Below are 24,415 nucleotides of genomic sequence, written 5' to 3' on the forward strand. Positions count from 1 at the left end.
TCTCTATTCCGATTCCGAAAGCTATTCCAATTCCGAAAGCGATACGTGGATAGGATGGGCGATCGGCCTGTTGAATACGCGCGAGCCGAAGTCATGGAAGTCGTCGAGCGCTTCCGAGGTGGTGTAGAACTCGTAGACGGGAACCGCATCGGGCGATGCGGTCTGACGACGGGCCGTCAGCGTTGCGCGCACGTCGTGCGCAAGCGCTTCGGACGAAGAGACGAGCAGGACCTTATGCCCCATGACGCCGCCGATCAACGCCTTGAGCAGCGGGTAGTGTGTGCATGCGAGCACGAGCGCGTCCACATGGCATCGGCGCAGGGGCTCCAGATACTCACGTGCGATCGCCTGGAACGAAGGGCGGATGTACGCCTTCGACGCCATGCTCGTCAGGTCTTCGATCGGACCCTTCGAAAGCCTGATGCCGTTCTCGACGATCTCGACGAAACGAGGAGTGGCGATACTGAAAACCGTGAGACCTGCGTCGATGGCGCGTATGGCGCGCGGATAGCAGTCGCTTTCGATCGTGCCTTTCGTGCCGATGACGCCGACGCGGCCGTTATGCGTGGCCCGCGCTGCCGCACGCGCGCCTGGCTCGACGGCTCCGCGGACAGGCACCGAGAAGGTCTGCTGCGCCCGCTCGAGCCCGGCGGCCGTCGCCGTATTGCAGGCGATGACGAGCATCTTCACGTTCCTGGCCGTGAGCCAACGGCCGATCTGCTGCACGAATTCCGCCACCTCATGCGGGTCGCGGGGGCCGTATGGGCAGCGTGCCGTGTCGCCGAAATACACGATGGATTCGTGCGGCATGAGCGCGGCGATCTCGCGTGCGACGGTCAGCCCGCCGTATCCCGAGTCGAACACGCCGATGGGAGCGTTGTCGAATTCAGGAGCGTCGGGTTTGAGAACGGCGTCGGATTCAGGGACGTCAAGCTCGGGGGCGGCGGACTTGAAAGCGTTGGCTTCGGGGGCATCGGATCCGAAGGCACCAAACCCAAAGCCGGGAACACTTTGCCCGAAGTCGCGAATCTCGGAATCATGGAGTTCGAGGTCGTTCCGGCCGGAACCCGCAGCGTTGCCGCACCTGTCAGAACCCGTAGCAGGGTCGGGCCCATTGGAACTGGAGCCCGCAGCGTTGCCGCGTCCGTCGGAACCCGAGGAGCTGCAATTGGATCCAGCTGCCCCCAACGCATCGTGGGCAGGTATTTTCAATGCATCATCACCCGACGCGCCTTCAAACAGCAGCGAATGCGACATATATTCAAAGGCCCCCGTCGGTGCGGACGCTTCCCTTATACGCTCTTGTTCTCTCATGTCATAAAGGATACCTCATGTGATGCAAGACGACACGCACCCATCCGAGTTCCAGACGCACGCGTCTCCCTGAGTTCCAAAATAAGGAAGTTCTGAGAGAAAGCGCATTCTGATTCGATCGCAAGACGATGATTATCGTTGCGCGCACAACGAATGGCAATTAGTTTCGTTGCTTTGACAACAAGACAAGATTTGCCTTCTCTCAGGACTTGAAAATACCGACATCGTCGCGCACATTCGCTAAGGCTTCTCTCGGATCTTTCGAATTTTGGAACCCGAACGATCGCCGATGCCACGCCCCGTTTCCAAGGCTGAACCTGGCCGCAATGTTGAAGATCGTAAGCTGAATCCTTCTCCAATGCCAAAATATTGAAGCTTAGTATACCCTCAAGGGGTATATTTTAGACTATTTTGTTGTTAATACAACGCAATAATGCTGTTCTTGGGACTATTTCGTTGTAGAAGCAACGCAAATTGGATTCAAAATTCTCTAAGCAGCCGTATTTTGACACCGGCATCGGATTTAGGAACCGAAAAGGGGCTATACCCCCCTCGATCGTAACGTTCCGTCCCCTTGATGCAGCGCATGCGCATCCACCGACCCCGCTCACTGAATTGAGCGGCATATAGGTCGTATCTATCCCCCGTGGTACAGCTCATTTGTGCATCTCCCCTGGCGCGGCCCGTCCGTCAATCCTCGTCGAATTCGCCCTCATCCTCTATACGGCAGGTGACGACGAACGCCTTGGAGAAGCGGCCGTACGGCTGGTCTATGCGGATGCGATAGCCGTGCATCCTGACGATACGCGCCGCGATGGCAAGGCCGAGGCCGCTCCCCTCGCCCGAACGGGAGGCGTCCCCACGCACGAACGGATCGAACAGGGATTGCGCATCGCCCTCTATGGGTCTGCCTGTGTCGGCCACGACGACATCCGCGACGCCGGCTTTCCGCACGAGCGAAACCAGGATCTCCGTCCCCTCATCGGTATGCCGCACGGCATTGGAGATCAGGTTGCCGATCACGCGCTTCAGCTGGACGGCGTCGGCGAAGACGGGAACCGGCTCCTCGGACACCTCGAGCGAAAGCTCCATACCCGCCGCCTCTACATCGGCATACAGGGCGGCCGCCTCCGCAAGCACAAGCTGCGGAAGATCGACGGTCGCGCGATCAAGATGGAATCCTTCGCTATCGAGCTTGACGAAATCGAAAAGCGTATTGACCAGGTCGGCCATCTTCGTCGCCTTCGCGACGATCGATTTCAGGTATCGATGCCGGTCGACGGGATCGTCCACCATGCCGTCGGCGAGAGCCTGGGACATGCCGACGACGGTCGTGATAGGCGTGCGCAGATCGTGCGCCATATCGCTGATCAGGAGGTTGCGGCGTTCGTAGAACAAGGCGCGCTCCTCCTCGCGCGCACGCTGCTCGGCATCGATCCTCCGCTGCGTGAGGGAAGCGAACGCGAAGGCTCCGGCGACGATCGGAAGAACGAGGAGCGCCACGCAGAAGGCGAGCATGAGGAATATGCCGGACATCTCCGCCAAAGCCACCGGAACGTTGTTTCCTCCGGCGATGGCATCCGACACGGCAGCGAGCGCAAGGCGCGCCACCTCTCCGAGGCTCGCCTTGCCGATATCCCCCTGGACCAGAATGGTCAACCATGGAATGAGGAAGCCTTGCTCGAGGGACGTCACCAGGATTTCGAGCACGGCGATGGCGACGGCGACGGCGATGAACCGTTGAACGAGAAACGCACGCAGGCTCGACGGCGCATCGGCCGCATCCGGCAAAGCCGCCCGTCTTCTCCCCATGCCTACGCCTCCATCCGGTAGCCGAGCCCACGCACCGTGGCGATATAGGCGCCCGGATCGTCCGAAAGCTTCGCGCGCAGCTTGCTGATCCCTACCATGACGTTATTGCCCGATGCGACGTATTCCTCTCCCCAGCCTTCCTCGAAAATCTGCTGCTTGGTGAAAACACGGCCAGGATGGCTCATGAACAGGGAAAGCATGCGGAATTCGACGGGCGTGAGATCGAGGGGCTCATCGCCTCGATGCAACACGCAGGCATCGAGGTCGAGCGTGAGATCGCGCACCGAAAGCACGCGCGCGACGCGAAGCGGAGCCTTCGCGGACGGGTCGTCGGGCGATGCGCCGGCAGGCATGCCGTAGGCGCGGCGCAAACACGAGCGCACGCGCGCGAGCGCTTCGAGCGGATTGAACGGCTTGGTCAGATAGTCGTCCGCACCCAGATCGAGCCCGATGATCTTGTCGGGATCCTGTCCTTTGGCCGACACCATGATGACGGGCAGGGCGCTCGTCTCGCGCACACGCCTCAGCACCTGGTAGCCGTCTATGCGCGGCATCATGATATCGAGCAGCACCAGGTCGATGCCGCCCGCCTTGACGGCCCCGAGGGCTTCGGCGCCGTCGACGGCTTCCCGCACGCGATATCCCTCGCTTTCGAGATATAAGCGCAGAAGCTCACGGATATCCTGATCGTCGTCGGCGATCAGGATGCAACGGGACGATGGGGACCCATAGGTCATGGCAGCTCCTCGAAATCCGATAGGGGAAACGGGATGTCCTGCGACCGCACGCGCGGGACGCACCGAATGCTTGCAGGCAATCGATATCTATCGAAGCGGACGGCTTCCACCATACCGCACGGGACGCTCCATGCCCACGCGGCGAATCGATCGTCCCCATCATCGAAGACGCATCCGGCTCCAAGCGCTCCGGATGTGCAGGGCTAATCGCACCCTGCGCTTTCATTCGATGCCATAAGCGAAGATCCCGGACGCGCATGGCGGAGCGACACCGTTTTCCGCGCGCTCCGCGTCTATGGAGGAGCGCTCGAACGCGCAGGCAAATCGAGGAATGCGCCGATCCTGCGATAGGAACGCGAGAGACGTCCCGGCCGCGCAGGGCGGCTCGGGACATCGGGACATCGATCGGGCATCGTTCGGCTCTCGCCCGATCGACCGGGGCGGAAAGCGCCCCGAGGTTCAGCGGCTTAGGCCGCCGGGATCTCGGCAGCGGCCGGCATCCCCTCGCCATAGCGCAGCGCCTCGAAGAGGGCGGCGTTCGTCATGCCGCGGTACGGCTCGACATAGAGAACGCTCAGCAGGCCGAACGTTGGGATGGATAGGATTTCCCAGCCGATGAACGACAGATCGAGGACGAAGGTGCGCCATTTCTGGCCCTGCATCATGCGACGGCTCTCGTCAAGCGCCTCGCGCCAGGCCATATCGGGCTTCTCGGTCAGCAGGTATGAAACCATACGGTACTGGTAGAGCTTCACGATGCCGGGAACCACGAGCACGAGCGTCCAGAGGAAGATGAAGACGTCGCGCAGGATCATGGTCTTGACGATATTGAGATAGGAATGGTCGAAGCCGAATGCGACCTCCTTGACTCGAGCGGCATCGTTCAGGTTGCGCACGAAGAACCGACGCACGCCCACTTCGACCGGATTGGCGACGAACGCCTGCAGCAGAATGGCGAAGGCCACGACCACGACGCCTATGATGATGCCTGCATAGAGCAGCGACCTGAGAAGGAGCGACCTCTCTTCGTCGGTCAGGCCGTCGGTCGTCTCCGTCGCCGATCCGTCGTTCGTCGATGCCAGGTCGGCATCGGATGCCGAAGCGTTCTCGCGCGCCATTCCGCCGTCCGCGACAGCAGCCGTGTCAGCGGCCGCGCCATCCGACGTATCGGCGGCCGTGCCGTCTTCTACCGCGCCGACCGACGTGATGCCATCCGCCATGAGAGATTCTCCCACCGCGGGATTCGAAGGCATACCCCCGGCCGAGTAGGCGCCTCCGCCGCAGGCGATCGCGAGGATCAGCGCGACGAACACGGTCTTCCAATAATTCGCTTTGAAAGTCGCCTTTCCCTTGGCCTTCAAATCCCTACGCGTCCACATGATTGCCTCCTGTGCCGAATGCCAACGCTTTGCGATGTCCCAAGCATACGAAGCGAATCTTTCCGAAGCCCGAAGGCGACCTTAACGCTTCCTTAATACGAGGAGCATATCGCGCATGCCGAGGAGGCGATAGGCGCACGGGCGACGGCATGTCCCTCTTCCAGGAACCTCCGCACGGAAGAGCCCCCTCGAGACCGTCGATCGGACGGCCCTCGGATCTGATCGGCAGGCAGCTTGTTGGAATCGCCCCATCGCAGCCGCGCATGAACGGCTCCTCCGGCAGGGCGGATGCCGCGATGCGGACGCCTATGCGATGCGCCAGCCTATGGCGCGCTCGCGCATCTGGACGAAGTCGGCATAGAGGCCCGGCGTCCCCATGAGCGCGTCATGCGTCCCCTGCTGGACGATGCGCCCATCATCCAACACGACGATCTGGTCGGCATGACGCACCGTCTTCAGGCGATGGGCGATCATGATGACCGTCTTGTCGTGGGTCAACGACTCGATCGCACGCTGCAGATCGCGTTCGTTCTCAGGGTCGACGTTGGCGGTCGCCTCGTCGAGGATGATGACGGGCGCATCCTTGAGCATCGCGCGGGCGATGGAGATGCGCTGGCGCTCGCCACCCGACAGGCGCGCCCCGCCCTCGCCGATCATCGTGTCGTAGCCGTCAGGCAGCTCGGAGATGAACGCATCGCAGCATGCGCGGCGCGCGGCTTCGACCACCTGCTCGTGCGTCGCGGCGGGCGACCCGAATTTGATGTTGTTCTCGATCGTGTCGTCGAACAGATACACGTTCTGGAACACCATCGAGAACTTCGCCAGAAGATCATCGAGCGCCCAGGAGCGCACGTCTTGCCCTCCGACCGTCACGCACCCGGCATCAACGTCCCAGAAGCGCGCGATAAGCTGGGAAAGCGTCGTCTTGCCCGAACCCGATGGACCGACAAGGGCACAGGTCGTCTTCGCAGGTATGGAAAGGCTCACGTCCTTGATGACGTCGCGCCCGCCGTACGAGAACGTCACATGGGAAAGCTCCACGTCAAGCCCTTCGGCATCGGCCTCGCCGCCGACGCGGTACGACCCTTCCGGCATCGCGGGAGTCGCGAGCATCGCGTTCACCTTATCCATCTGGATGTCTATCTGGCGCAGCAGGCTCGAGAAGAGCCCCGATATCTCGAGCTTGCTGAACACCATGAACGAGCATGCGATCAGGACCAGGCATGATCCTGCATCCATGGTCCCCGAGACCCAGAACCACGAGGACATCAGGCAGACGGCCACCGACGCCGCCTTCGTCGCGAGCGCTTGCGCGATGGCGAACCGGAGGAATTTGACTTCGGTCCGGAAGTTCATGCGCTCGCACTCGTCGATCGCGCCGACGAGCCCCGCCTCGACGCGGCCGACGAGCGAGAACGAGCGCACGACGGAAATGCCCTGCAGGTAGGCGAGCACGGCGCCGACCAACGCGTTCTGGGCCACGACGCGTTCGCTCGATATCGCCTGCGCGACGCGCTGCAGGGCCGCGGATAGGGCGAGCACGGCCGCACCCGCGGCAACGCAGACCGCACCGACGCGCCAATCGAAGGCGAGCATCATGAGCGTCACGATGCCGCTGAATACGAATCCTGAAATGACCTGCATGTACACGATGCCGCCGATGTTCTGCACGTCATCGAGCGTATTCGACATCGTGGACGTGATCTCGCCCAGGCTGTTCGCGTTGAAAAACCCCATGGGGAGATATCGCATGCGATCGCCTACCTGCCCGCGCTTCTCCCCGACCATCGAGTAGTTGCCGAAGCAGAAGTTCTTGCTCTTGAAGTGCGCGGAAACGAACGTCCCCGCTATGCAGACGACCATGGCCGCAAGGGCCTCCCAGGCCGTCGCCGCGGACAGCGTGCCGTTCGCTAGGGCGAAAAGCACGATGGCAAGCGCCATCATCTGCATGCCCTCGAAGAAGGAGCTGACGATCGACCACGCCATGCCGCGCTTCATCCAAGGCGAGAAGTTTCCGGCGAAGGCGAAGTACTTCCTGAACGTCTTAAGCATATGGCCTCCTTACGCCGCATCCTTCGCGCTGATGTGAGCGCGGTACATGTCCGCGTAGAGCGGGCAGTTCTCCATGAGCTCGGCATGCGTGCCCCGAGCGCGCACGGCGCCGTCGTCGACCACGACGATCTCGTCGGCACCGACGATGGTGGACAAACGATGCGCGATGACGATGAGCGTGCGGCCGGCGACGAGCCGTCCGACGGCTTCTTCGATGACCGCCTCGTTCTCGGGATCGGTGTACGCCGTGGCCTCGTCGAGGATGACGATAGGCGCATCCTTGAGCATCGCACGGGCGATGGCTATGCGCTGGCGCTCTCCGCCCGATAGATGCCCTCCCGCGCCTCCGACGCGCGTCCGATACCCCTCGTCGAGCCCGCGGATGAACTCGTCGCATCCGCTCGCCTCGGCGATTGCGACGACCTCTTCGTCGCTCGCCCCGGGACGCCCCATGCGGATGTTGTCCATGATGGTCTCGTCGAACAGATAATTATCCTGGGAAACGTAGGCGATGAGCCCTGCCTGCTGGTCGGGCGTCATATCTTCGAGCGGAACGCCGCCGATGGAGACGGTGCCCGCATCGGCGTCCCAGAAGCCCGCGAGCAGACGGCCGAGCGTGGACTTCCCCGAGCCCGACGGCCCGACGAGAGCGACCATGCTTCCCGGCTCGATGCTCAGATCGATCCCATGGATGACTTCCTCGTCCCCATAGGAGAACCGCACGCCCGCGAGTTCGATGCGGCTGCCGGAAAGATCGGCCTTCGTCGTCGAGCGACGCTGATCAGGCAGGTCGAGAACCTTGGATATATCGCCGACGATGGTGCCGATCTGCGCAAGGTTGTCGGCCAGCGACATGGAGGCCATCAGCGGAGGGAAGATGCCGAGCGCGAGCACGGCGATCAGAACCAGATCGGACGATGAGAGCGATCCGTCGAGCACGAAGAAGCAGCCGACGGGAAGCACCGTCACGAGCGTCGCAGGCCAGATGGAGATCGCGCCGTCCTGGAATATCTGCACCTTCGCCATCCAATCGATCGCCGAATGAGCGGCGTCGTGCACGGCCTTCGCGAACTTCTCGTACGACGACGCCTCCTGCCCGAACGCCTTGATGACCTCGATGCCGTTGACGTATTCGACGGCAGTCGCGTTCATGTGCGCGTTCGCGCTCACATACGCGCCGTACATCGTCTCGTAATCCCTCATCATCCCCATATAGCACAATGCGCCCACAGGCAGCGTGGCAAGGGCGACGAGCCCCATGCGCCAATCGAGGGCGAAGATGTATCCGACGACGGCAAGAGGCACGATCAGGCCCGACGTGAGCTCGGGAACCGCGTGCGCGAGCGTCGTCTCGATGGCGTCGGCCTTCTCCACGATGACGTTCTTGAGCGTGCCCGAAGGCGTGTCGAGCACATGGCCCATCTCCACGCGCGCAAGCTTCTCGGTCAGGCGCCGGCGGATCTTGCTGATCGTCGAGAACGTCGCCCTATGGGAAATCACGGTCGAAAGGTTATGGAACACGAGATAGACCGCGTGCCCTGCCGCCGCGACGAACGCCCATTGCACGTAGAACCCGAAATCGCGCATGCCGGAAAGCACACCGTTGATCATGGATCCCGCCGCGAAATACGGCACGACCGACCCTGCCACGCCTATGATGGCGAGCACGACGGAAAGCACGTAGCGGATCCTGTTCTCTTCGGACCATTCGAGCAGAAGCGCCACGGGATTCGGCCCCTTTTCCGTTGGCTTGTCTTTCACCTGGGATTTCTCTTCGTCCTTCGCCATCGCATGCGTCCTTCCCTGCTGCGCGAAAAAGTTTCCCTCGACTTACGGCACACGAGTATAACATCGTTATCTCTTACGCGAAGGAAAAGGCGGAAGATTCCCGAGGAACCTGCCGCCTTCGCGATCGCGCTCCCACGAGCGCAACCCTACGAAGAGGATCTTCCGGTCAGGATGTGCTCGAAGCCTGCATGGAAGAAATCCGCATAGACGCCGCAGCGTGCGACGGCCTCTTCGACGTCGGACACGTGCGCAGCGGCTTCGAGGAACGATTTCACTGCATATGCGGAAAGCGTGCGGATGACCTCGTCGGGCACGACCGCATAGTCCATGCCCGCCGCCCGCATCGATTCGATGTAGCGCATCGTGCCGTCTACTTCCAGCTCCACGAAACGCTCGTGGAAATCGGCCCAGCCCGTTCCGGAGGAACACTCCTCTATCAGGCGCACCTCGTCGGGATGGCGGTGGATGAATTCGATGAGCTCGCGCCGGACGCCGCGGTCGTAGACGACCATCTCGTCAAAGCCTTTGCGTTCAGGCGCCCGCCCCTGGAAATCGGAATCGAATGCCACGCAGCGCGAGAACAGCTCGTCTGCGAACGGACGCACGAGCGCATCGAAGAGATCCTCCTTGCTGGAGAAATACCCATAGATGGCGCCCGTGGTCATGCCGGCCGCAGACGCGATGGCGCGCATCGACGCGCCCTGGAACCCCTTTTCAAGGAATTCGGCGCGCGCCGCATCCAAGATGCGTTCCTTCGAGCTTCCGGCCGGTGCGCCGTGCGCGCCTGAACCTTTGGATTGCGTCGCGACCCTGCCCCTCGTCATGACGAACCGCCCCCTTCTGCCGCGAACATGTCCACGTATTGTAGCCGTTCGCGAAGACGCGTGGCTCGCGCGAAAACGGAGCAGCGCGCTCGCACGCGACGGACGGCTCTGGGAACGGCGCGCGCCGCGGCCGCCGTCCGTGACGGATTCGCATGGCCGAACGCGAGCGCCGAGACGCGAAACGTCATCCTCCGGCGCAGTTCCGCGCCCGCGCTACGACCGCTTTCTGCAAGATGGTGCCTGCGCCGGGAGCACGACCTGGCAGGCGGATCCGCCCGATTCGTTGTTGAAGAACCGCGCGCGTCCGCCGTGGGCGTGCGCGATGCGCCGCACGATGACGAGCCCCAGGCCATGCTCAGGCATATCGCGACCGGGACGCCTGTTCAAGAACGAAAGCTCGTCGGCACCGAATCCCACGCCGTCGTCGCGGATCTCGATGACGCACCGCATGCCGATCGACGATCCGAAAATGCCCGGCTTCACGCGCACGCTCGCCGCGATGGAGCAGCCGCGCGGATTATGCCTGACCGCATTGCCGACGAGGTTCGCCACCATGCGGCGCAGAAGCTTCTCGCTGCCGCGCACGACGGCGCCTTCGGCATCGGGTTCGACCGCAAGCTCGAACGCATGCGCGCCGGCCTCGACGGCCCCCATGCCGTCCGCATCGCGGGAATCGCCCGGAACATCCGCCGCGCTTTCCCGAAACGTTTCGCCCGCAACTCGATTGCGCGCCGATGCCGCAGACGAAGCCTCCATCCATGCCGATTCCTCGTCGTTCATCGCATCGACGACGACGCCGCGCACCACGGCCGCGATGCACACGTCGGATGCATCGACGGGCTGCATGGCGTAGCGAAGGCGGTTCGCCGCATTCAGATCGGAAATGAGCGCCGACATCTCGCCCGCCTTGCCCACGATGCGCTCGGCGCGGCGGCGATCTTCGACGGACGCCCTGCGTGCATCCGCAAGCGCCGACGCCTCCGCCATCACGACCGACAAAGGCGTGCGCACGTCATGCGACACGGCGGCGACCCATTCGGTGCGCGCCTCGTCGCGGCGTTTCCAGCGTCTTCGAGCGAACGCTCCGCCCACGACGACGGCGAGCACGAAATCGACGAGCGTCAGAAGCGCAAGGAATTCGAGGATGGTGCCCAGGGAGTCGACCGGAAAGGAGATCGGATACTTCCAGATCGTATCCGGCGGCGCGCCCACGACCATGATGCCATCCTCGTACACCCAGGTGGTAACCGGATAGTCATCCAAATACCATCGCGAGAACGACGCGACGTCCTGCAGGCCGTAATGCCGGTTCAAGGCATCGGGAACATTTCTCGACCAAACGACCTCGCCCGTCGCGTCGACGACCATGGCCCATTCATCCTGAGCATCGAGCGCGTCCGCGACATCGTCGGCCAGAACGTACGTCGACCCCTGGCCGCCCGTCCGATCGAGCGCGGCGGCGACCCGCTCGGCGGAAGGTTCGTCGGGGTTCAGGCCGGAAGATCCGCCGAACATCACGATCCCGGCAGCCGCCATGATGAGGTTCACGACGAGAGCAGCCATGGTCGCTACGACGGCGAAGGCGACGATGCGCCCGCTCTCACGCACGGGGATTCCGAGATTCATGCTCTTCTTCCGTCTCTTTCATCAGTCGGTATCCCAATCCGCGCACCGTGACGATCCAACGCGGATCGGAAGGGTCGTGCTCTATCTTCTCCCTCAGGCGCCGCACGAGGATCGCAAGCGCATTCGCGTTGCCGAACTCGTCGCCATACACGCTGCGCGCAAGCTCGTCGGACGTGACGATGAGCCCACGGCTGTCGGCAAGCCGCTTCAGGAGCGCATGCTCCTTCGCGGTGAGCATGACCGCATCCCCTCCCTCGCGCCGAACCTCCCCGGTCGAGAAATCGATCGAAGCGCCGCCCAGATGCAGAGGCGGCTGGTGTTCGGGCAGGTTGTAGCTGCGGCGAAGCACGGCGGTCATGCGAAGGATGAGCTCAGCCGGCAGAAACGGCTTCGCCACGTAATCGTCGGCGCCGAGGCCCAAACCCCTCAGGCGGTTTTCGTCCTCGTCGCGCGCCGACAGGAAGAGCGCCGGTGCCGCAGATGCCGCACGCACGCGCCGAAGCAGGTCGAACCCGTTGCCGTCGGGAAGCATCACGTCGAGCACGTAGAGCTCGGGCCGCCAGGTCGATGACGCGGCCATCGCATCGGCGACCGTTCCCGCCACATGCACGTCGTGAAATCCCTCACGCGCGAGCAGATCGGAAAGCACCGATGCAAGCGCCGGGTCGTCCTCGACCACGAGCACCCGAGCTTCATGCACGTCCCTCATGCCATACGCCTTCCATCGTCTGTCGCCCGATGCGAGAACGACCGCGCCTTCTCGCTTCTCCAGTGTATGCGCTGCACGGCGGATCTCCGGTCGAAACCTCGCAGTTCCCGCAAACGAAAGGTTCATGAAAGGCTGCGGAAAGGTCTGCGAAAAACGCGCGTCCTATCCTCGAGGCATCGCGAAGGACATGAGACGAAAGGATCGAATCCATGGCAGCGAATGCGATCGTCACGCGAAACCTGACGAAAACCTACGGAACCGCACGAGTCGTCGATTCCATCGACCTCAACGTGCCTGAAGGGGCCGTCTTCGGATTCCTCGGGCCGAACGGCGCTGGAAAGACCACGACGATGAAGATGATGCTCGGGCTTGCCGCCCCGACCGAAGGCGAGGTGGAGCTGCTCGGCCGCACGATGGACCGCGCGACGCGCATAGAGACGCTGCGCGAGGTCGGATCGCTGATAGAAGTTCCCGGATGCTATGCGCACCTGACGGCACGCGAGAACCTCGACATCGTGCGGCGCCTGAAAGGCCTGCCCGCCTCGAGCATCGACGAGGCCTTGGAAACCGTCGGGCTCGATGGCGTCGGGCGCAAGCGGGCGGGACAGTTCTCGCTCGGCATGAAGCAGCGTCTCGGGCTTGCGGCCGCGCTGCTCGGACGCCCTAGGCTCGTGCTGCTCGACGAACCCACCAACGGGCTCGATCCGGCCGGCATCCACGAGATGCGAGAGCTCATCCGCAGCCTCCCGCGCACCCGAGGCGTGACCGTGCTCGTCTCGAGCCACTTGCTCTCGGAGATCGATCAGATGAGCGACCACGTCGGCATCATCGCGAAGGGCCGCATGGTCTGGCAGGGCCCCATAGGCGACCTGCGCGCGCAGGCCAAACGGACGATTGCGCTGCGCACCACCGACGACGACCGCGCCATACAGGTGGTTCCGGGGCTTTCCTACGACGGCGATTGGCTCGTATCCACGCGTGCCGACGATGCCTGGTGCGCCCGCGCCTCCCTTGCGCTCGCCCAGGCGGGCATCGGCGTCATCCGCATGGAGGAGCATGCCGACGCGCTCGAAGACATCTTCCTGCGCCTGACCGGAAGCGAGGCGTAGACGCCATGACCGCATTGAGATTGGAATTCGCCAAGCTGCGCCGCAAGCATATCTGGCTCATCGCCTTCGCCTGCATGGCCGCCGCGCTGCTCTGGGTCGGCTCGACGGCCGCGCACGACGGTATCGGCGCGGAGAACGGGGCGCGCTCGGCGTTCTTCGGCGCGCCGTTCGTGAACGCCATGATCCTCACGGTGCTCGCGACGGTGGTGACTTCGCGCGTCTGCGACGTCGACCACGAGGCGAGGGCTTGGAACCAGCTCCTATGCCACGAGCGCGCATCCCAGGCCTACCTGGCCAAGTTCGCCTGCATCGCGATCGTGCTGTTCGCCGCCGCCGCGCTTGAGACGGCAGGCATCGGGGCGCTCGTGCATGCGTTCGCCTTTCCCGATATCCCCGGCGCATCGGAATTCGCCGCGCTCTTCGTCGCGCAGTACGTCCCTGCGCTCGGCGTGGCGGCCCTGACCGAATTCATCGCGCTCAAGTGGGAAAACCAGTTCATCACGCTTTCGGTCGGATTGCTGCTCGCGCTCGCGGGGCTCTTCGGGCTCTATCTGCCCGCCCCCTTCCCCCTGCTGATTCCAAGCGGGTATTTCGGAACGCTGTCGACCGTCGCCATGGACTGGAACCGCGATGCTGAGGTCTTGACCTTCTATTTCATACCCTTCGCCTGGCATTACCTCGGCATCCTCGCCGGCATGACCGCGGCCACGCTCGCAGGAGCCACCGCCTGGTTCGCGAGAAAGGACCTTTAGATGAACGCACCGTCGACGAATCCGCACGCGATGCACGCGCGCGCAGAGGCGAACGCCGCCTTGCAGGGGCATGATCCCAATCGGGGGGCGCGCGTATCCTCCACTCCCGTCGCCGCCGAGCTCGAGAAGCTGAAACACGCGCCCATTTGGAGCGCCTATATCGCGCTTCCCCTGCTCGCCGCCGCCATCGGCACCTTCAACTACCAGAACAACCTTGAAATGCTCACGCCCGGCTGGGAAAACCTCTGGACGCAGCACACCCTGTTCAGCTTCGTATTCTTCCTGCCGGCGCTCATCGGCGTGGGAAGCTCGTGGCTCATGAGGATCGAGCATACGGGCGGGAACTGGAACCAGCTCGCAGCCCAGCCCGTAGCCGCCTGGCGCATCGCGCTCGGCAAGGTTATCGTCGGCATGGCGATGCTGGCGATAGGGCTCGTCGCCACCGGAGCGTATTTCGTCATGGCGGGAAAGGCGATCGGCATCGACGGCATGCCGGGACCTGAATACCTGGGATACCTGGCATGCACATGGGTCGGCGGAGGCGCTGTCGTCGCGGTGCAGCTCGTGGTATCGCTCGTGATCCGCAATTTCGCGCTTCCCGTCGGCATCGCGCTCGCCGGCGGCGTGACGGGCCTCCTCGTCGAATTCAAGGCGAAGGCGTTCGCGATCGCGTTTCCCTATTCCCTGCCGCAGATAGCCTCGAACAGCACCGGCGGCGGAGGGCTTGCCGGCGCGGAGCTGGCGGCGTTCTTCGTCTCCTGCATCGCGTTCGCCGCGATCGCGATCGTCGCATTCTCGCTCATCGTCGAGCGAAACGACGTGAAGGCCGGCAGTTAGCCGCTACGCGTCGATGATGGCGAGAGCTATCGTCCGATGGGCTTTCGGCTTCCGATACGCCGCTACGCGAAGAGAACGGCGTCGTATCGCCGCTCGGCGGGCTTTTCTCCGTCGCCCCATTTGGCGAAACTATAGGGACACCCCGTATATGAGAGGAGGACGGCGAACCGTCCTCCTCTCGTTCCCACGTATGAACGTCCCCTCGCGAAACGCTGGAACGGCCCTACACCTCGGCGTAGAGGTCCTTGAGCTTGGCCAGATGCTGCCAGCGCGCCATGGCGTCCGCCTCGTTACGGTCGAAGAGCTCCTGGGCGCGATCGGGGAACTCGCGCGTCAGGCGGCTGTAGCGCGCCTCGTTCATCAGGAATTCCTGGTAGCCGCCCTTCGGCTCCTTGGAGTCGAGCGTGAACTTCTTGCCCACGGGAGCCGCCGGATTGAAGCGGTACAGGTTCCAATAGCCGCAGTCCACCGCACGCTTCATCTCTTCCTGGGCGTTCTTCATGCCGCCTTTGATGGAGTGCATCTCGCACGGCGAGTAGCCGATGATCAGCGACGGACCGGGATACGCCTCGGCCTCGGTGATGGCCTTGATGGTCTGGGCGGGCTTGGCGCCCATGGCCACCTGCGCGACGTAGACGTAGCCGTAGGCCATCGCGATTTCCGCCAGGCTCTTCTTCTTGATGTCCTTGCCGGCTGCAGCGAACTGGGCCACCTGGCCGATGTTCGATGCCTTGGAGGCCTGGCCGCCGGTGTTGGAATAGACTTCGGTGTCGAAGACGAAGATGTTGACGTCCTCGCCCGATGCGAGCACGTGGTCGAGTCCGCCGTAGCCGATATCGTAGGCCCAGCCGTCGCCGCCGAAGATCCAGACCGACTTCTTGGTCAGGAAGTCCTTGTGGCCGAGGATGGCCATCGCGTCGAGCACGTGCGCGCCGCCGCGTTCGACCTCGGCCTCGAGCTCGGCAATGTATGCCGTCGACGTCTCCTTGCTGGCCTCGGCATCGTCGCGTGCATCGAGCCACGCCTGCGCCGCCGCCTTAAGGGATTCGGAGGCCAGAGCGGATGCGAGGATGGCCTGCGTACGTTCGACCTGGCCGTTGCGCACGGCCTCATGGCCGAGCAGCATGCCCATGCCGAATTCGGCGTTGTCTTCGAACAGGGAGTTGCACCATGCCGGGCCGCGGCCGTCGGCATCGGTCGTGTACGGCGAGGTCGCCGCCGGATTGCCCCAGATGGACGAGCAGCCGGTGGAGTTCGCAACATACATGCGGTCGCCGTAGAGCTGGGTCACGAGACGCGCGTACGATGTCTCGGCGCAGCCGGCGCACGCACCGGAGAATTCAAGCAATGGCTTTCTGAACTGGCTGTCCTTGATGCCCATGCCCTCGAACTCGGGCTTGCGCGACACCTTGTCCACGCAGTAGTCGAAGGCGTTCTGCTTAGGCGTCTCCACCGCGATAGGCGACATGGAAAGGGAGTTCGTGGGACACTGATGCACGCAGACCTCGCAGCCCATGCAGTCGAGTGGCGAGACGACGAGCGTGTACTTCATGCCGCGCATCTTGCCGCCCTTGGCATCGATCGCGGTGACGGTATCGGGTGCCGCATCCGCCTCCTCGTCGGTGAGGAGGAACGGACGGATCGTGGCGTGCGGGCAGACGTACGAGCACATGTTGCACTGGGTGCAGGTGGATGCATCCCATGTCGGCACGTTCACGGCCACGCCGCGCTTCTCGTAGGCGGCGGCGCCGGTTTCGAACTGGCCGTCGACATGGTTCATGAAGGCGGAGACCGGCAGGCTGTCACCGTTCATGAGGCCGATGGGCTCCATGATCTCGGTCACCATCTTCACGAGCTCGGGGCGTCCGGCATGCGCGGAACCTGCAGGCTCGTCCGTCGCGTCGGCCCAAGAGGCAGGCACGTCGATCTTGCGATACGCGGTGGCGCCCGCATCGATCGCGCGATGGTTCATGTCGACGATGTCCTGGCCCTTCTTCAGATACGACTTCGTCGCCGCGTCCTTCATGTAGCGGATCGCATCTTCGGCGGGCAGAACCTTCGCCAGCGAGAAGAACGCCGACTGAAGGATGGTGTTGGTGCGCTTGCCCATGCCGATCTCGATCGCAAGGTCGATCGCGTTGATCGTGTAAAGCTGAATGCCGTTGCGTGCGATATAGCGCTTGGCCTCGGCATTCAGGTGATGCTCGAGCTCTTCGGGCGTCCACTGGCAGTTGATCATGAACACGCCGCCGGGCTTGACGTCCTGCACCATCTTGAAGCCCTTCGTGACGTACGAAGGATTATGGCAGGCCACGAAGTCGGCCTTGTTGATGTAGTAGGAGCTGCGGATCGGGGAATCGCCGAAGCGCAGATGGCTGATCGTCACGCCGCCGGTCTTCTTCGAGTCGTACTGGAAGTAGGCTTGGACGTATTTGTCGGTATGGTCGCCGATGATCTTGACGGAGTTCTTGTTCGCACCGACCGTGCCGTCGCCACCGAGACCCCAGAACTTGCTCTCGATGGTGTCGGGGGCCGCGGTGTTGGGGGCCGCGGGATCCTCGGGAAGCGACAGGTTCGTCACGTCGTCGACGATGCCGACCGTGAACTCGCGCTTCGGCGCGTCCTTCTTGAGCTCTTCGAAGATGGCGAAGACCGATGCGGGCGGGGTGTCCTTGGAACCCAGGCCGTAGCGGCCGCCGACGATGGTGATCCCCGCGCGTCCGATCTCATGGAGACCGCAGACGACGTCCAGGTACAGAGGCTCGCCGACGCTGCCAGGCTCCTTGGTGCGGTCCATGACGGCGACCTTGGTGACCGTCTCGGGAATGGCGGCGGCCAGTTTCTCGGGCACGAACGGGCGATACAGGCGGACCTTCACCAGACCGACCTTCTCGCCGTGCGCGTTCAGGTAATCGACGACCTCTTCGGCCACGTCGCAGATGGAGCCCATGGCCACGATGACGCGGTCGGCATCCGGCGCGCCATAGTAGTTGAAGAGGTCGTAGTTCGTGCCGATCTTGTCGTTGACCTGCTGCATGCAGCTCTCGACGATCGCCGGGAGCGCGTCGTAATGGCCGTTGCAGGACTCGCGATGCTGGAAGAAGATGTCGCCGTTCTCGTGCGAACCGCGCATGGCCGGATGCTCCGGGTTGAGCGCGTGGTCGCGGAACGCCTGGACGGCATCCATGTCGCACATATCGGCGAGGTCTTCGTAGTCCCATGCGGCGACCTTCTGCACCTCATGCGAGGTGCGGAAGCCGTCGAAGAAGTTCAGGAACGGAACGCCGCCCTTGATCGCCGCGAGATGAGCGACGGCGGCGAGATCCATGACTTCCTGGACGTTGCCTTCGGCCAGCATGCCGAAACCGGTCTGGCGGCACGACATGACGTCGGAGTGGTCGCCGAAGATGTTCAGGGCCTGCGTGGCCACGGTACGGGCGCTTACATGGAAAACGGCCGGAAGCTGCTCGGCCGCGATCTTGTACATATTCGGAATCATGAGGAGCAGGCCCTGGGACGCCGTGTAGGTGGTGGTCAGCGCGCCTGCGGAAAGAGAGCCGTGCACGGTGCCCGCCGCACCGCCCTCGGATTCCATCTCGGCGACCCTGACCGTGGTGCCGAAGATGTTCTTGCGGCCCTGCGCCGACCACTGGTCGACGAAGTCCGCCATGGGGCTCGACGGGGTGATCGGGTAGATGCCCGCCACCTCGGTGAACGCATAGGACACATGCGCCGCCGCCGTGTTGCCGTCCATGGATTTGAAAGCTCTGGCCATACGAGAATTCCCCTTCTTCGCTCTGTACGTCGCGAATATTAACGCGACCAGATGAACGCGCATCCGCGAACCAAGCGCGGGCGCGAAACTTCTCATAGAAGCGTTGATAATCATATCGAGCGCACGCGCGCGGACGCGGCCAAGAGCCGCGGCGCTTGCGCAAGCTTTCGGCAAGCGGAAGCCGCCCCCGACGAGAGATTCCTCCCGAAATGACCCTCTCTCCCGCAGCCTAGGGCGGCCATTCTCGGTGTTTGACGAGCCGTTCTTCTCGTGCATACGTACCCGCCGCTTCAGCAAGAGGTCTAGAATCCATGCGAACGCGCATCAATGGAACGTCGAAAGGGGGCAGCATGAACGCACGGAGACTTGCATCGAGAATCGCCCTGGGAATCGCCGCGGCACTCGCCGTCGCCGTCGTCGCCTTCCTCGTATGGGCCTCGCAGGCATACCATGCCGATGGGGTCTTCGACCAGGTCGAAAGTGTGAGTCAGGGCGCGTCCGTCCAAGACGGCCCGCGCATCGCCGTCTCGCAGGACGATCGAACAATCGCCGTTGCGGCCGACGGCGCGACAACCGGCATCATCCTCTATCCTGGAGCCAAGGTGGACGCCGATGCCTACACGCCCCTCGCCTACGACATCGCAGCGCGGGGGTATTGCTGCGTCATCGCGAAGATGCCTCTTGATCTTGCGATGTTCGACATCGATGCGGCGAGCGATATCGCGGCGGCGCATCCTGAAATCGACTCGTGGTGGATCGGCGGGCATTCGCTCGGCGGGGCAATGGCGGCCCAGTATGCGAGCAGCCATCCGGAAGACCTGCGCGGCGTCGTCCTGCTCGCCTCGTATTCCGCTACCGACATCTCCGACACGGACCTTTCGGCGCTGACCATCTACGGCACGCAAGACGGCGTGCTCGATCGCGACCGCCTCGAGAAAAATGCGGCGAACCTGCCGACCGACAGCCAGACCGCCATCATCGACGGCGGCAACCATGCGGGATTCGGCAGCTACGGCGTCCAAAGCGGCGACGGCGACGCATCGATCGCCCCCGAAGACCAGCAGCAACGCACGGCGGACGCCATTGCCGACTTTATCGAAACACGGGGTTGAGCCGCAGCCTTCTGCGAGCAGGGCTCCCAGACGTAACGGATACCCGCCTCGAAGGCTGCGTTATCGAAGCCTCTGCCCCCGACCCCCTCTATCTTTCTTGCCGCCGAATCCTATCGCTGAATGAATCCGCGCTCTCAATCCGTATGTTGTTGCAACAACATACATGCACCCGTCCGCATGCTAACGTCGAATAAAACCGATGCATCGCAGCACGCAGCGACACGCAAGCATGTGCGGCGATGCGATACCGAAGGAAAGGGAGCATCATGCGCTACATTCACGGCAACCCGAACGCAGAACTCTGGGAGAACCTCGTTGAGGAAGACAGCCTCACGGTGACCCATCTCGTGATCCCCGCCGGCGAGGATATTCCCGAGCACTTCGCGAAGGCCGACGTCGTCGTCGTGCCCGTCAAGGGCAAGGTCGACTTCATCGATACGAAGGCGGACACGAGCGAGCCTATCGAGCCGGGCGACATCGTCCGCATGGTTCCGGGCGAGCACCATGCGCTCCATGCAATCGAAGACGCCGAGCTCATGGTCGTGAAATCCCAGCTGCGGCCTTAAAGGCCCAGTCGAGGCACGCGTTGAGCGCCGCCGAAAAGCCCGGCGCCCGCGATGCCGTGCCGTCTCTTCCTGAGGCGCATCCCATCTGCGCCTCAGGCCCTCTATTTGAAGCGCCCGAACAGGCCCTTCCGCTTTGCGGGCTTTTTCCCGGATTTCTTCTGAGGCGCCGTCCGGGACGAAGCCGCGGCCGCATCCCCGTTCGCTTCGCCCATGCTGAAAACGAACGTGTCGCGAAGCCCGATCGAAAGCGTGACGCGTGCGGTCGAGAAATCGCCCACGGCTGCCGCGGATGCCGCATTCGTCGGGCCACCCGCGGATGACGCGTTCGCCGAACCGCCCAGCGGTTCCGCACCGGCGCGAGAGCCGCTCGCACGATCTGCAGGGGCAAGCGTGACGTCGGCGGCAAACCCTTTGGCCTTGGCCTTCGCCGCCTTCCGCGCGCCGCGCACGATGCACTCTCCCGCGAAGAAACGGTTCTCGAAGCCAAGAATGACGAAATTCGCACCCATGAAGCGCTCCGACAGCCCGAGTGCGAAGAAGTCAAGCGAGATCTCGAAGCCCGTTCCGTCGTAGTTGTATCGATAGGTGCGATAGTCGTCGCAGTTCACCATCGTGCCCTGCTCGACCGTAAGCGTATGGAACTCGATAGGCTTGGCAGGAAGCTCCCTGCGCTCGCCCGATTCCTCGTTATAAAGCCATGCACGAATCCGCTGGTCGCCGACATTGGGCATGCTGATGCGGCGCGTGTACAGGTGGCCGCGCAATACCATCTTCCCCTCGCCCGTCTCGACCGCATCGACCTGGCAGCGCGGCGGCACGTTCTCGAGCTCGCGGCCGGCGTCTCGGTCGGGAATGGTGAATATGTCGGACGAAAGCACCATGACGGGCGCTTCTCCGCTTGTGACGATGGGCGCGGTGGCATAGTTCGCCCTCTTATAATTCACGACGCGACGCAGATGGTCGACATCGCGGGCGAGCACGTCGTGAAAGACCTGGCGCTCCTTGAGCTGGACTTCGCGTAGACGCTCGGGCGCTATGTTGCGCTCCACGAATCCGGCAATCAGGTCGACGTAATCCGCCGCCTGCTCGTCGGAAAAGTCGTTCATGGCATTCAGGTACACCGTGAAGTCGACGGTAAGGGCCTTGAGCTCGACGGCACGACGCACGCCCGCATCGCCGACTTCGGCATCCACCCAGGACATGAGACGCTCGATCATCGCAATCTTGTCGGTCAGGTTCTTTCGGTTCGCGAAGCTTTGCGTGGTCGAAGCGCCCGACGTGCGAATGCGCCACCGGTATCCGATGCTGCGCACGACCGCGACGCGGTTCGCCTTGCAGTCGAGTGCGAACGCCACGGGAATGTCCTCGAAATACATCCCTTCAGGAAATTGGAACGCCTGCTCCTCGTAGTACGCACGACGAATGAGCTTGTTCATCACGAGAGAATCGTATGCGAGGCTCGGTGATTCCACCGCACTCGTGACCGTGCCCTTGATACCCGCGAACGCGCGGACATGGATGTCCGAAGCCGATATCTTGCCGTCGGTCGTGCGCACCACGTCGCACACCGTGACGTCGGCGTCGTATCGCTCGGCAACGCGGAAGAGCTTCTCGAAGAGACCGGGTTCGACGATGTCGTCGGAATCGACGAATTGCAGATACTTCCCCGTTACTCGAGCGGCGCCGAGATTGCGGGCATGCGCGACACCTTGATTCACGATCTTCACGTAACGAAAGCGCGGATGCTCGTCGGCGAAGTTCTTCGCCAACTCGGAGCTACCGTCCGTCGACCCATCGTCTATGATCAGGACCTCGCCTTCGAGAGACCCGAAACCCGCATCGACCGAGTTCAGGCACTCGATCAAATAATCCTTCACGTTGTAGACCGGAATGACGATGCTGACATCCATGAGGGCTCTCCTTCGTAGGCGATAGAAGGACTATACTTTGTATGCCCGACACGACGTGCGTTATGCCGGGCGGAGCCACGAAAAAACTCCCCGTACGCGGCAACGGCAGCGTACGGGGAGCAGATCATGGTTTTAAGGGAGCGGACGATTCGCCTTCTCCGACCGAACGGCCCCGCGCATACCTCCTATGCGTCCGACTTCCCATCTTCGGCCATGATGCCTCCGGCCGCCATGTAGCCTCCGACGAACGCAAGGCCAAGATCGGCATACATGCCGGTCAGAGGCTTGCCGGCGGCGTTGCCGTCGCCCGCCGAGCCGCCGGCCGTATGCCAGCCCGCGTAGAGGCCCTCGATGGCCGACCCGTCCTTGGCAAGGACCTGCATCGAGGGATTCACGCGCAGGCCGCACTTCGACCCGAACACGTGGCCGCCCAGCTTCGATCCGTAGTAGGGCGGCTCGTCGATCTTGATCAGCCATTCGGGCGGATACTTGTACGACGCCGCATAGTCCTCGCCGGCGTCGCACGCCTCGTTCCACTTCTTCACCGCGTCCACGAGCGTGCCCGCCGTCAGGCCGAGCGCCGCCTCGAGCTCCTCGATCGTATCGGCCTTCACGATGGCGCCTGCATCCACCATGGTATTGAAGCCGGTATGCCAGTCGCGCAGAGCCTCGGGCACGCGGTCGATGAAAGGATCGTCCGGCGCGACGATCTTCGCTTTGCGGCAGATGACCTGACCGAAGAAGTTGTCGGTCACGAGCTGGTCGTACTTGGAGTCGAAGCAGACGAAGGTCTTGCCGCCGGGCTGAGCCATCTCGATGCCGGCCGTGTCGCACAGGCCCGCCGACGACGGCGGGGCGTCGGTCACGTACGGGAAGCTGCGCGCGGAGGTGGAGATATAGGGCACGCGGTCGCCGTAGACGTTGATGCGCAGCCACGGCTGGCGCAGCGCCTGGTTGCCGTCCTTGTTGATATGGCAATCCATCTGCGTGTCGAATTCCTCGTAGTCGCGCCACCACACGCCGCCGTCGAACGCGCCCGTGGAATCGTAGCCGGCCAGATCGGCGCCGACGCCCTGGCCCATGCGGATGCACTCGCCCGTGCCGTTCGGAGGCGTGGCGATATTCGCGATGCCTCTGAGGCAGGTGGCGGAGTATTTGGCCATCATCGCGCGATTGACCTCCATGCCGCCCGCCGTGAGCACGACGGCCCGCGCGGCGCCGACGAACGACTGCTCATCGCCCTTGGCCACGCGTACGCCGACCACCCGCGCGCCATCGTAGACGAGCGCATCGATCGGAGAGCTCACGCGGACATCGACCCCGGCGGCCTTCGCCGTCTCCGCAAGTTCCTGCAAGGGAACGAGGTTCACGTTGATGCCGTTGGTCTCGGTCGCCATGCCTTCCCACTGAAGCAGGCCGTTTCCTGCAGGCGACGGATTCATCGGCACCCACTTGGCGCCGGCCTTCTCGTTCATCCAGTCGATGCACTTCGGGCCTTCGACCGCCATCGCACGCATGAGTTCGGGGTCGCCCGTCATCTGCTGGCAGTCGAGCATGAACTCGACGATGTTGTCGACATCGTAGGGATAGCTCGGGTACGCCCACTGCGCGGCTTCGGCCTGGGAATGCCCGCCGAAGTTGGAAAACACCGACGAATGCTGCGAGTTGCCGCCGGTCTCGGGATTGCGCTCGAGCATGACGACGGAATATCCGGCCTGCGCGAGGCGGATGGATGCGTTCATGCCGCCCGCGCCCGATCCAACGACCACGATATCGAATTCCTCATCCCAGCTGGCAGGCGGTTCGACGGGATCTATCGGAGCAGCGGCGGCCTCGAACGCCGCGCGTGCGTCCGCCGCCTCGTCCGATGCGGACGAGGCGGACGTGCCCGTCGCGCATCCCGCAAGCCCGGCAAGCACGCCGGCACCGCCTACGAGCGCGGCGCCCTTGACGAAATTCCTGCGATCCATATCCATGGGGTCCCTCCTTGTTCTTGCGTGCCGACGCCTCCCTTTGGCGCCGGCGTTCCCACCATGCAATGCTAGGGATGCTGAGCAGGACGTATGATGTAGACGCTTTTCGAGACGTGACGTAAAATCAGCTTCGACGCAGG

Annotated in this window: 17 protein-coding genes; 5 read left to right on the forward strand and 12 right to left on the reverse strand. The window is 63.2% G+C overall.

Features of this window, described 5'->3' with window-relative positions:
- Positions 1-21: 21 nt before the first annotated feature.
- From murI to HMPREF0762_RS06945, 9 genes are all read right to left on the reverse strand, one after another.
- A complete protein-coding gene (gene murI, locus HMPREF0762_RS06895; protein ID WP_040619402.1) occupies positions 22-1,257 on the reverse strand; it encodes a glutamate racemase in 1,236 nt (411 codons plus the stop codon).
- A 747-nt stretch (positions 1,258-2,004) separates the two neighbouring features.
- The gene (locus HMPREF0762_RS06900) at positions 2,005-3,126 is read right to left on the reverse strand and encodes a sensor histidine kinase (protein ID WP_006362853.1); all 1,122 of its coding nucleotides are present in this window, start codon (positions 3,124-3,126) and stop codon (positions 2,005-2,007) included.
- A gap of 2 nt (positions 3,127-3,128) precedes the next feature.
- Positions 3,129-3,863 carry a response regulator transcription factor gene (locus tag HMPREF0762_RS06905; RefSeq protein ID WP_006362854.1) on the reverse strand — a complete coding sequence of 245 codons (735 nt, stop codon included), beginning with the start codon at positions 3,861-3,863 and terminating at the stop codon, positions 3,129-3,131.
- Between the two features lie 467 nt (positions 3,864-4,330).
- Positions 4,331-5,242, reverse strand: coding sequence for a DUF975 family protein (locus HMPREF0762_RS06915; protein ID WP_006362857.1), 912 nt, complete (start codon positions 5,240-5,242; stop codon positions 4,331-4,333).
- A gap of 306 nt (positions 5,243-5,548) precedes the next feature.
- Complete coding sequence (locus HMPREF0762_RS06920) at positions 5,549-7,294, reverse strand: ABC transporter ATP-binding protein (protein WP_006362859.1); 1,746 nt, start codon at positions 7,292-7,294, stop codon at positions 5,549-5,551.
- 9 nt (positions 7,295-7,303) lie between these two features.
- Positions 7,304-9,082: an ABC transporter ATP-binding protein gene (locus tag HMPREF0762_RS06925; protein WP_006362860.1), complete on the reverse strand. Its 1,779-nt coding sequence runs from the start codon at positions 9,080-9,082 to the stop codon at positions 7,304-7,306.
- A gap of 146 nt (positions 9,083-9,228) precedes the next feature.
- On the reverse strand, positions 9,229-9,906 hold the full coding sequence (locus tag HMPREF0762_RS06930; protein WP_006362861.1) for a TetR/AcrR family transcriptional regulator: 678 nt from the start codon (positions 9,904-9,906) through the stop codon (positions 9,229-9,231).
- A gap of 213 nt (positions 9,907-10,119) precedes the next feature.
- On the reverse strand, positions 10,120-11,532 hold the full coding sequence (locus HMPREF0762_RS06940; protein WP_006362862.1) for a sensor histidine kinase: 1,413 nt from the start codon (positions 11,530-11,532) through the stop codon (positions 10,120-10,122).
- On the reverse strand, positions 11,507-12,241 hold the full coding sequence (locus HMPREF0762_RS06945) for a response regulator transcription factor (RefSeq protein WP_245935532.1): 735 nt from the start codon (positions 12,239-12,241) through the stop codon (positions 11,507-11,509). The genes HMPREF0762_RS06940 and HMPREF0762_RS06945 overlap by 26 nt, the downstream gene beginning before the upstream one ends.
- A gap of 209 nt (positions 12,242-12,450) precedes the next feature.
- Here HMPREF0762_RS06945 and HMPREF0762_RS06950 point away from each other — a divergent pair, with 209 nt between their 5' ends.
- The 3 genes from HMPREF0762_RS06950 to HMPREF0762_RS06960 are packed head-to-tail and all read left to right on the forward strand — an operon-like array spanning position 12,451 to position 14,939.
- Complete coding sequence (locus HMPREF0762_RS06950; RefSeq protein ID WP_006362864.1) at positions 12,451-13,350, forward strand: ATP-binding cassette domain-containing protein; 900 nt, start codon at positions 12,451-12,453, stop codon at positions 13,348-13,350.
- Positions 13,351-13,355: 5 nt separating this feature from the next.
- On the forward strand, positions 13,356-14,102 hold the full coding sequence (locus HMPREF0762_RS06955; RefSeq protein ID WP_006362865.1) for an ABC transporter permease: 747 nt from the start codon (positions 13,356-13,358) through the stop codon (positions 14,100-14,102).
- Positions 14,103-14,939: an ABC transporter permease gene (locus HMPREF0762_RS06960; RefSeq protein WP_006362866.1), complete on the forward strand. Its 837-nt coding sequence runs from the start codon at positions 14,103-14,105 to the stop codon at positions 14,937-14,939. It abuts the gene before it with no gap.
- 223 nt (positions 14,940-15,162) lie between these two features.
- Here HMPREF0762_RS06960 and nifJ read toward each other — a convergent pair whose 3' ends face one another.
- Entirely contained in the window at positions 15,163-18,714 is a 3,552-nt protein-coding gene (gene nifJ / locus HMPREF0762_RS06965) for a pyruvate:ferredoxin (flavodoxin) oxidoreductase (RefSeq protein WP_040619406.1), read from the reverse strand.
- Between the two features lie 350 nt (positions 18,715-19,064).
- Here nifJ and HMPREF0762_RS06970 point away from each other — a divergent pair, with 350 nt between their 5' ends.
- Both HMPREF0762_RS06970 and HMPREF0762_RS06975 read left to right on the forward strand, forming a co-directional pair.
- A complete protein-coding gene (locus HMPREF0762_RS06970) occupies positions 19,065-19,826 on the forward strand; it encodes an alpha/beta fold hydrolase (RefSeq protein ID WP_006362868.1) in 762 nt (253 codons plus the stop codon).
- 266 nt (positions 19,827-20,092) lie between these two features.
- Positions 20,093-20,392, forward strand: coding sequence for a cupin domain-containing protein (locus HMPREF0762_RS06975; RefSeq protein WP_040619407.1), 300 nt, complete (start codon positions 20,093-20,095; stop codon positions 20,390-20,392).
- A gap of 101 nt (positions 20,393-20,493) precedes the next feature.
- On the opposite strand, the gene HMPREF0762_RS06980 is transcribed toward HMPREF0762_RS06975, so the two are convergent.
- On the reverse strand, positions 20,494-22,302 hold the full coding sequence (locus HMPREF0762_RS06980) for a glycosyltransferase family 2 protein (RefSeq protein ID WP_006362871.1): 1,809 nt from the start codon (positions 22,300-22,302) through the stop codon (positions 20,494-20,496).
- A gap of 185 nt (positions 22,303-22,487) precedes the next feature.
- Positions 22,488-24,278 (reverse strand): FAD-dependent oxidoreductase, encoded by a 1,791-nt coding sequence (locus tag HMPREF0762_RS06985; protein ID WP_006362872.1) that lies wholly within the window; start codon positions 24,276-24,278, stop codon positions 22,488-22,490.
- Positions 24,279-24,415 lie beyond the last annotated feature (137 nt).

The organism is Slackia exigua ATCC 700122, assembly GCF_000162875.1.
GTDB lineage: Bacteria > Actinomycetota > Coriobacteriia > Coriobacteriales > Eggerthellaceae > Slackia > Slackia exigua.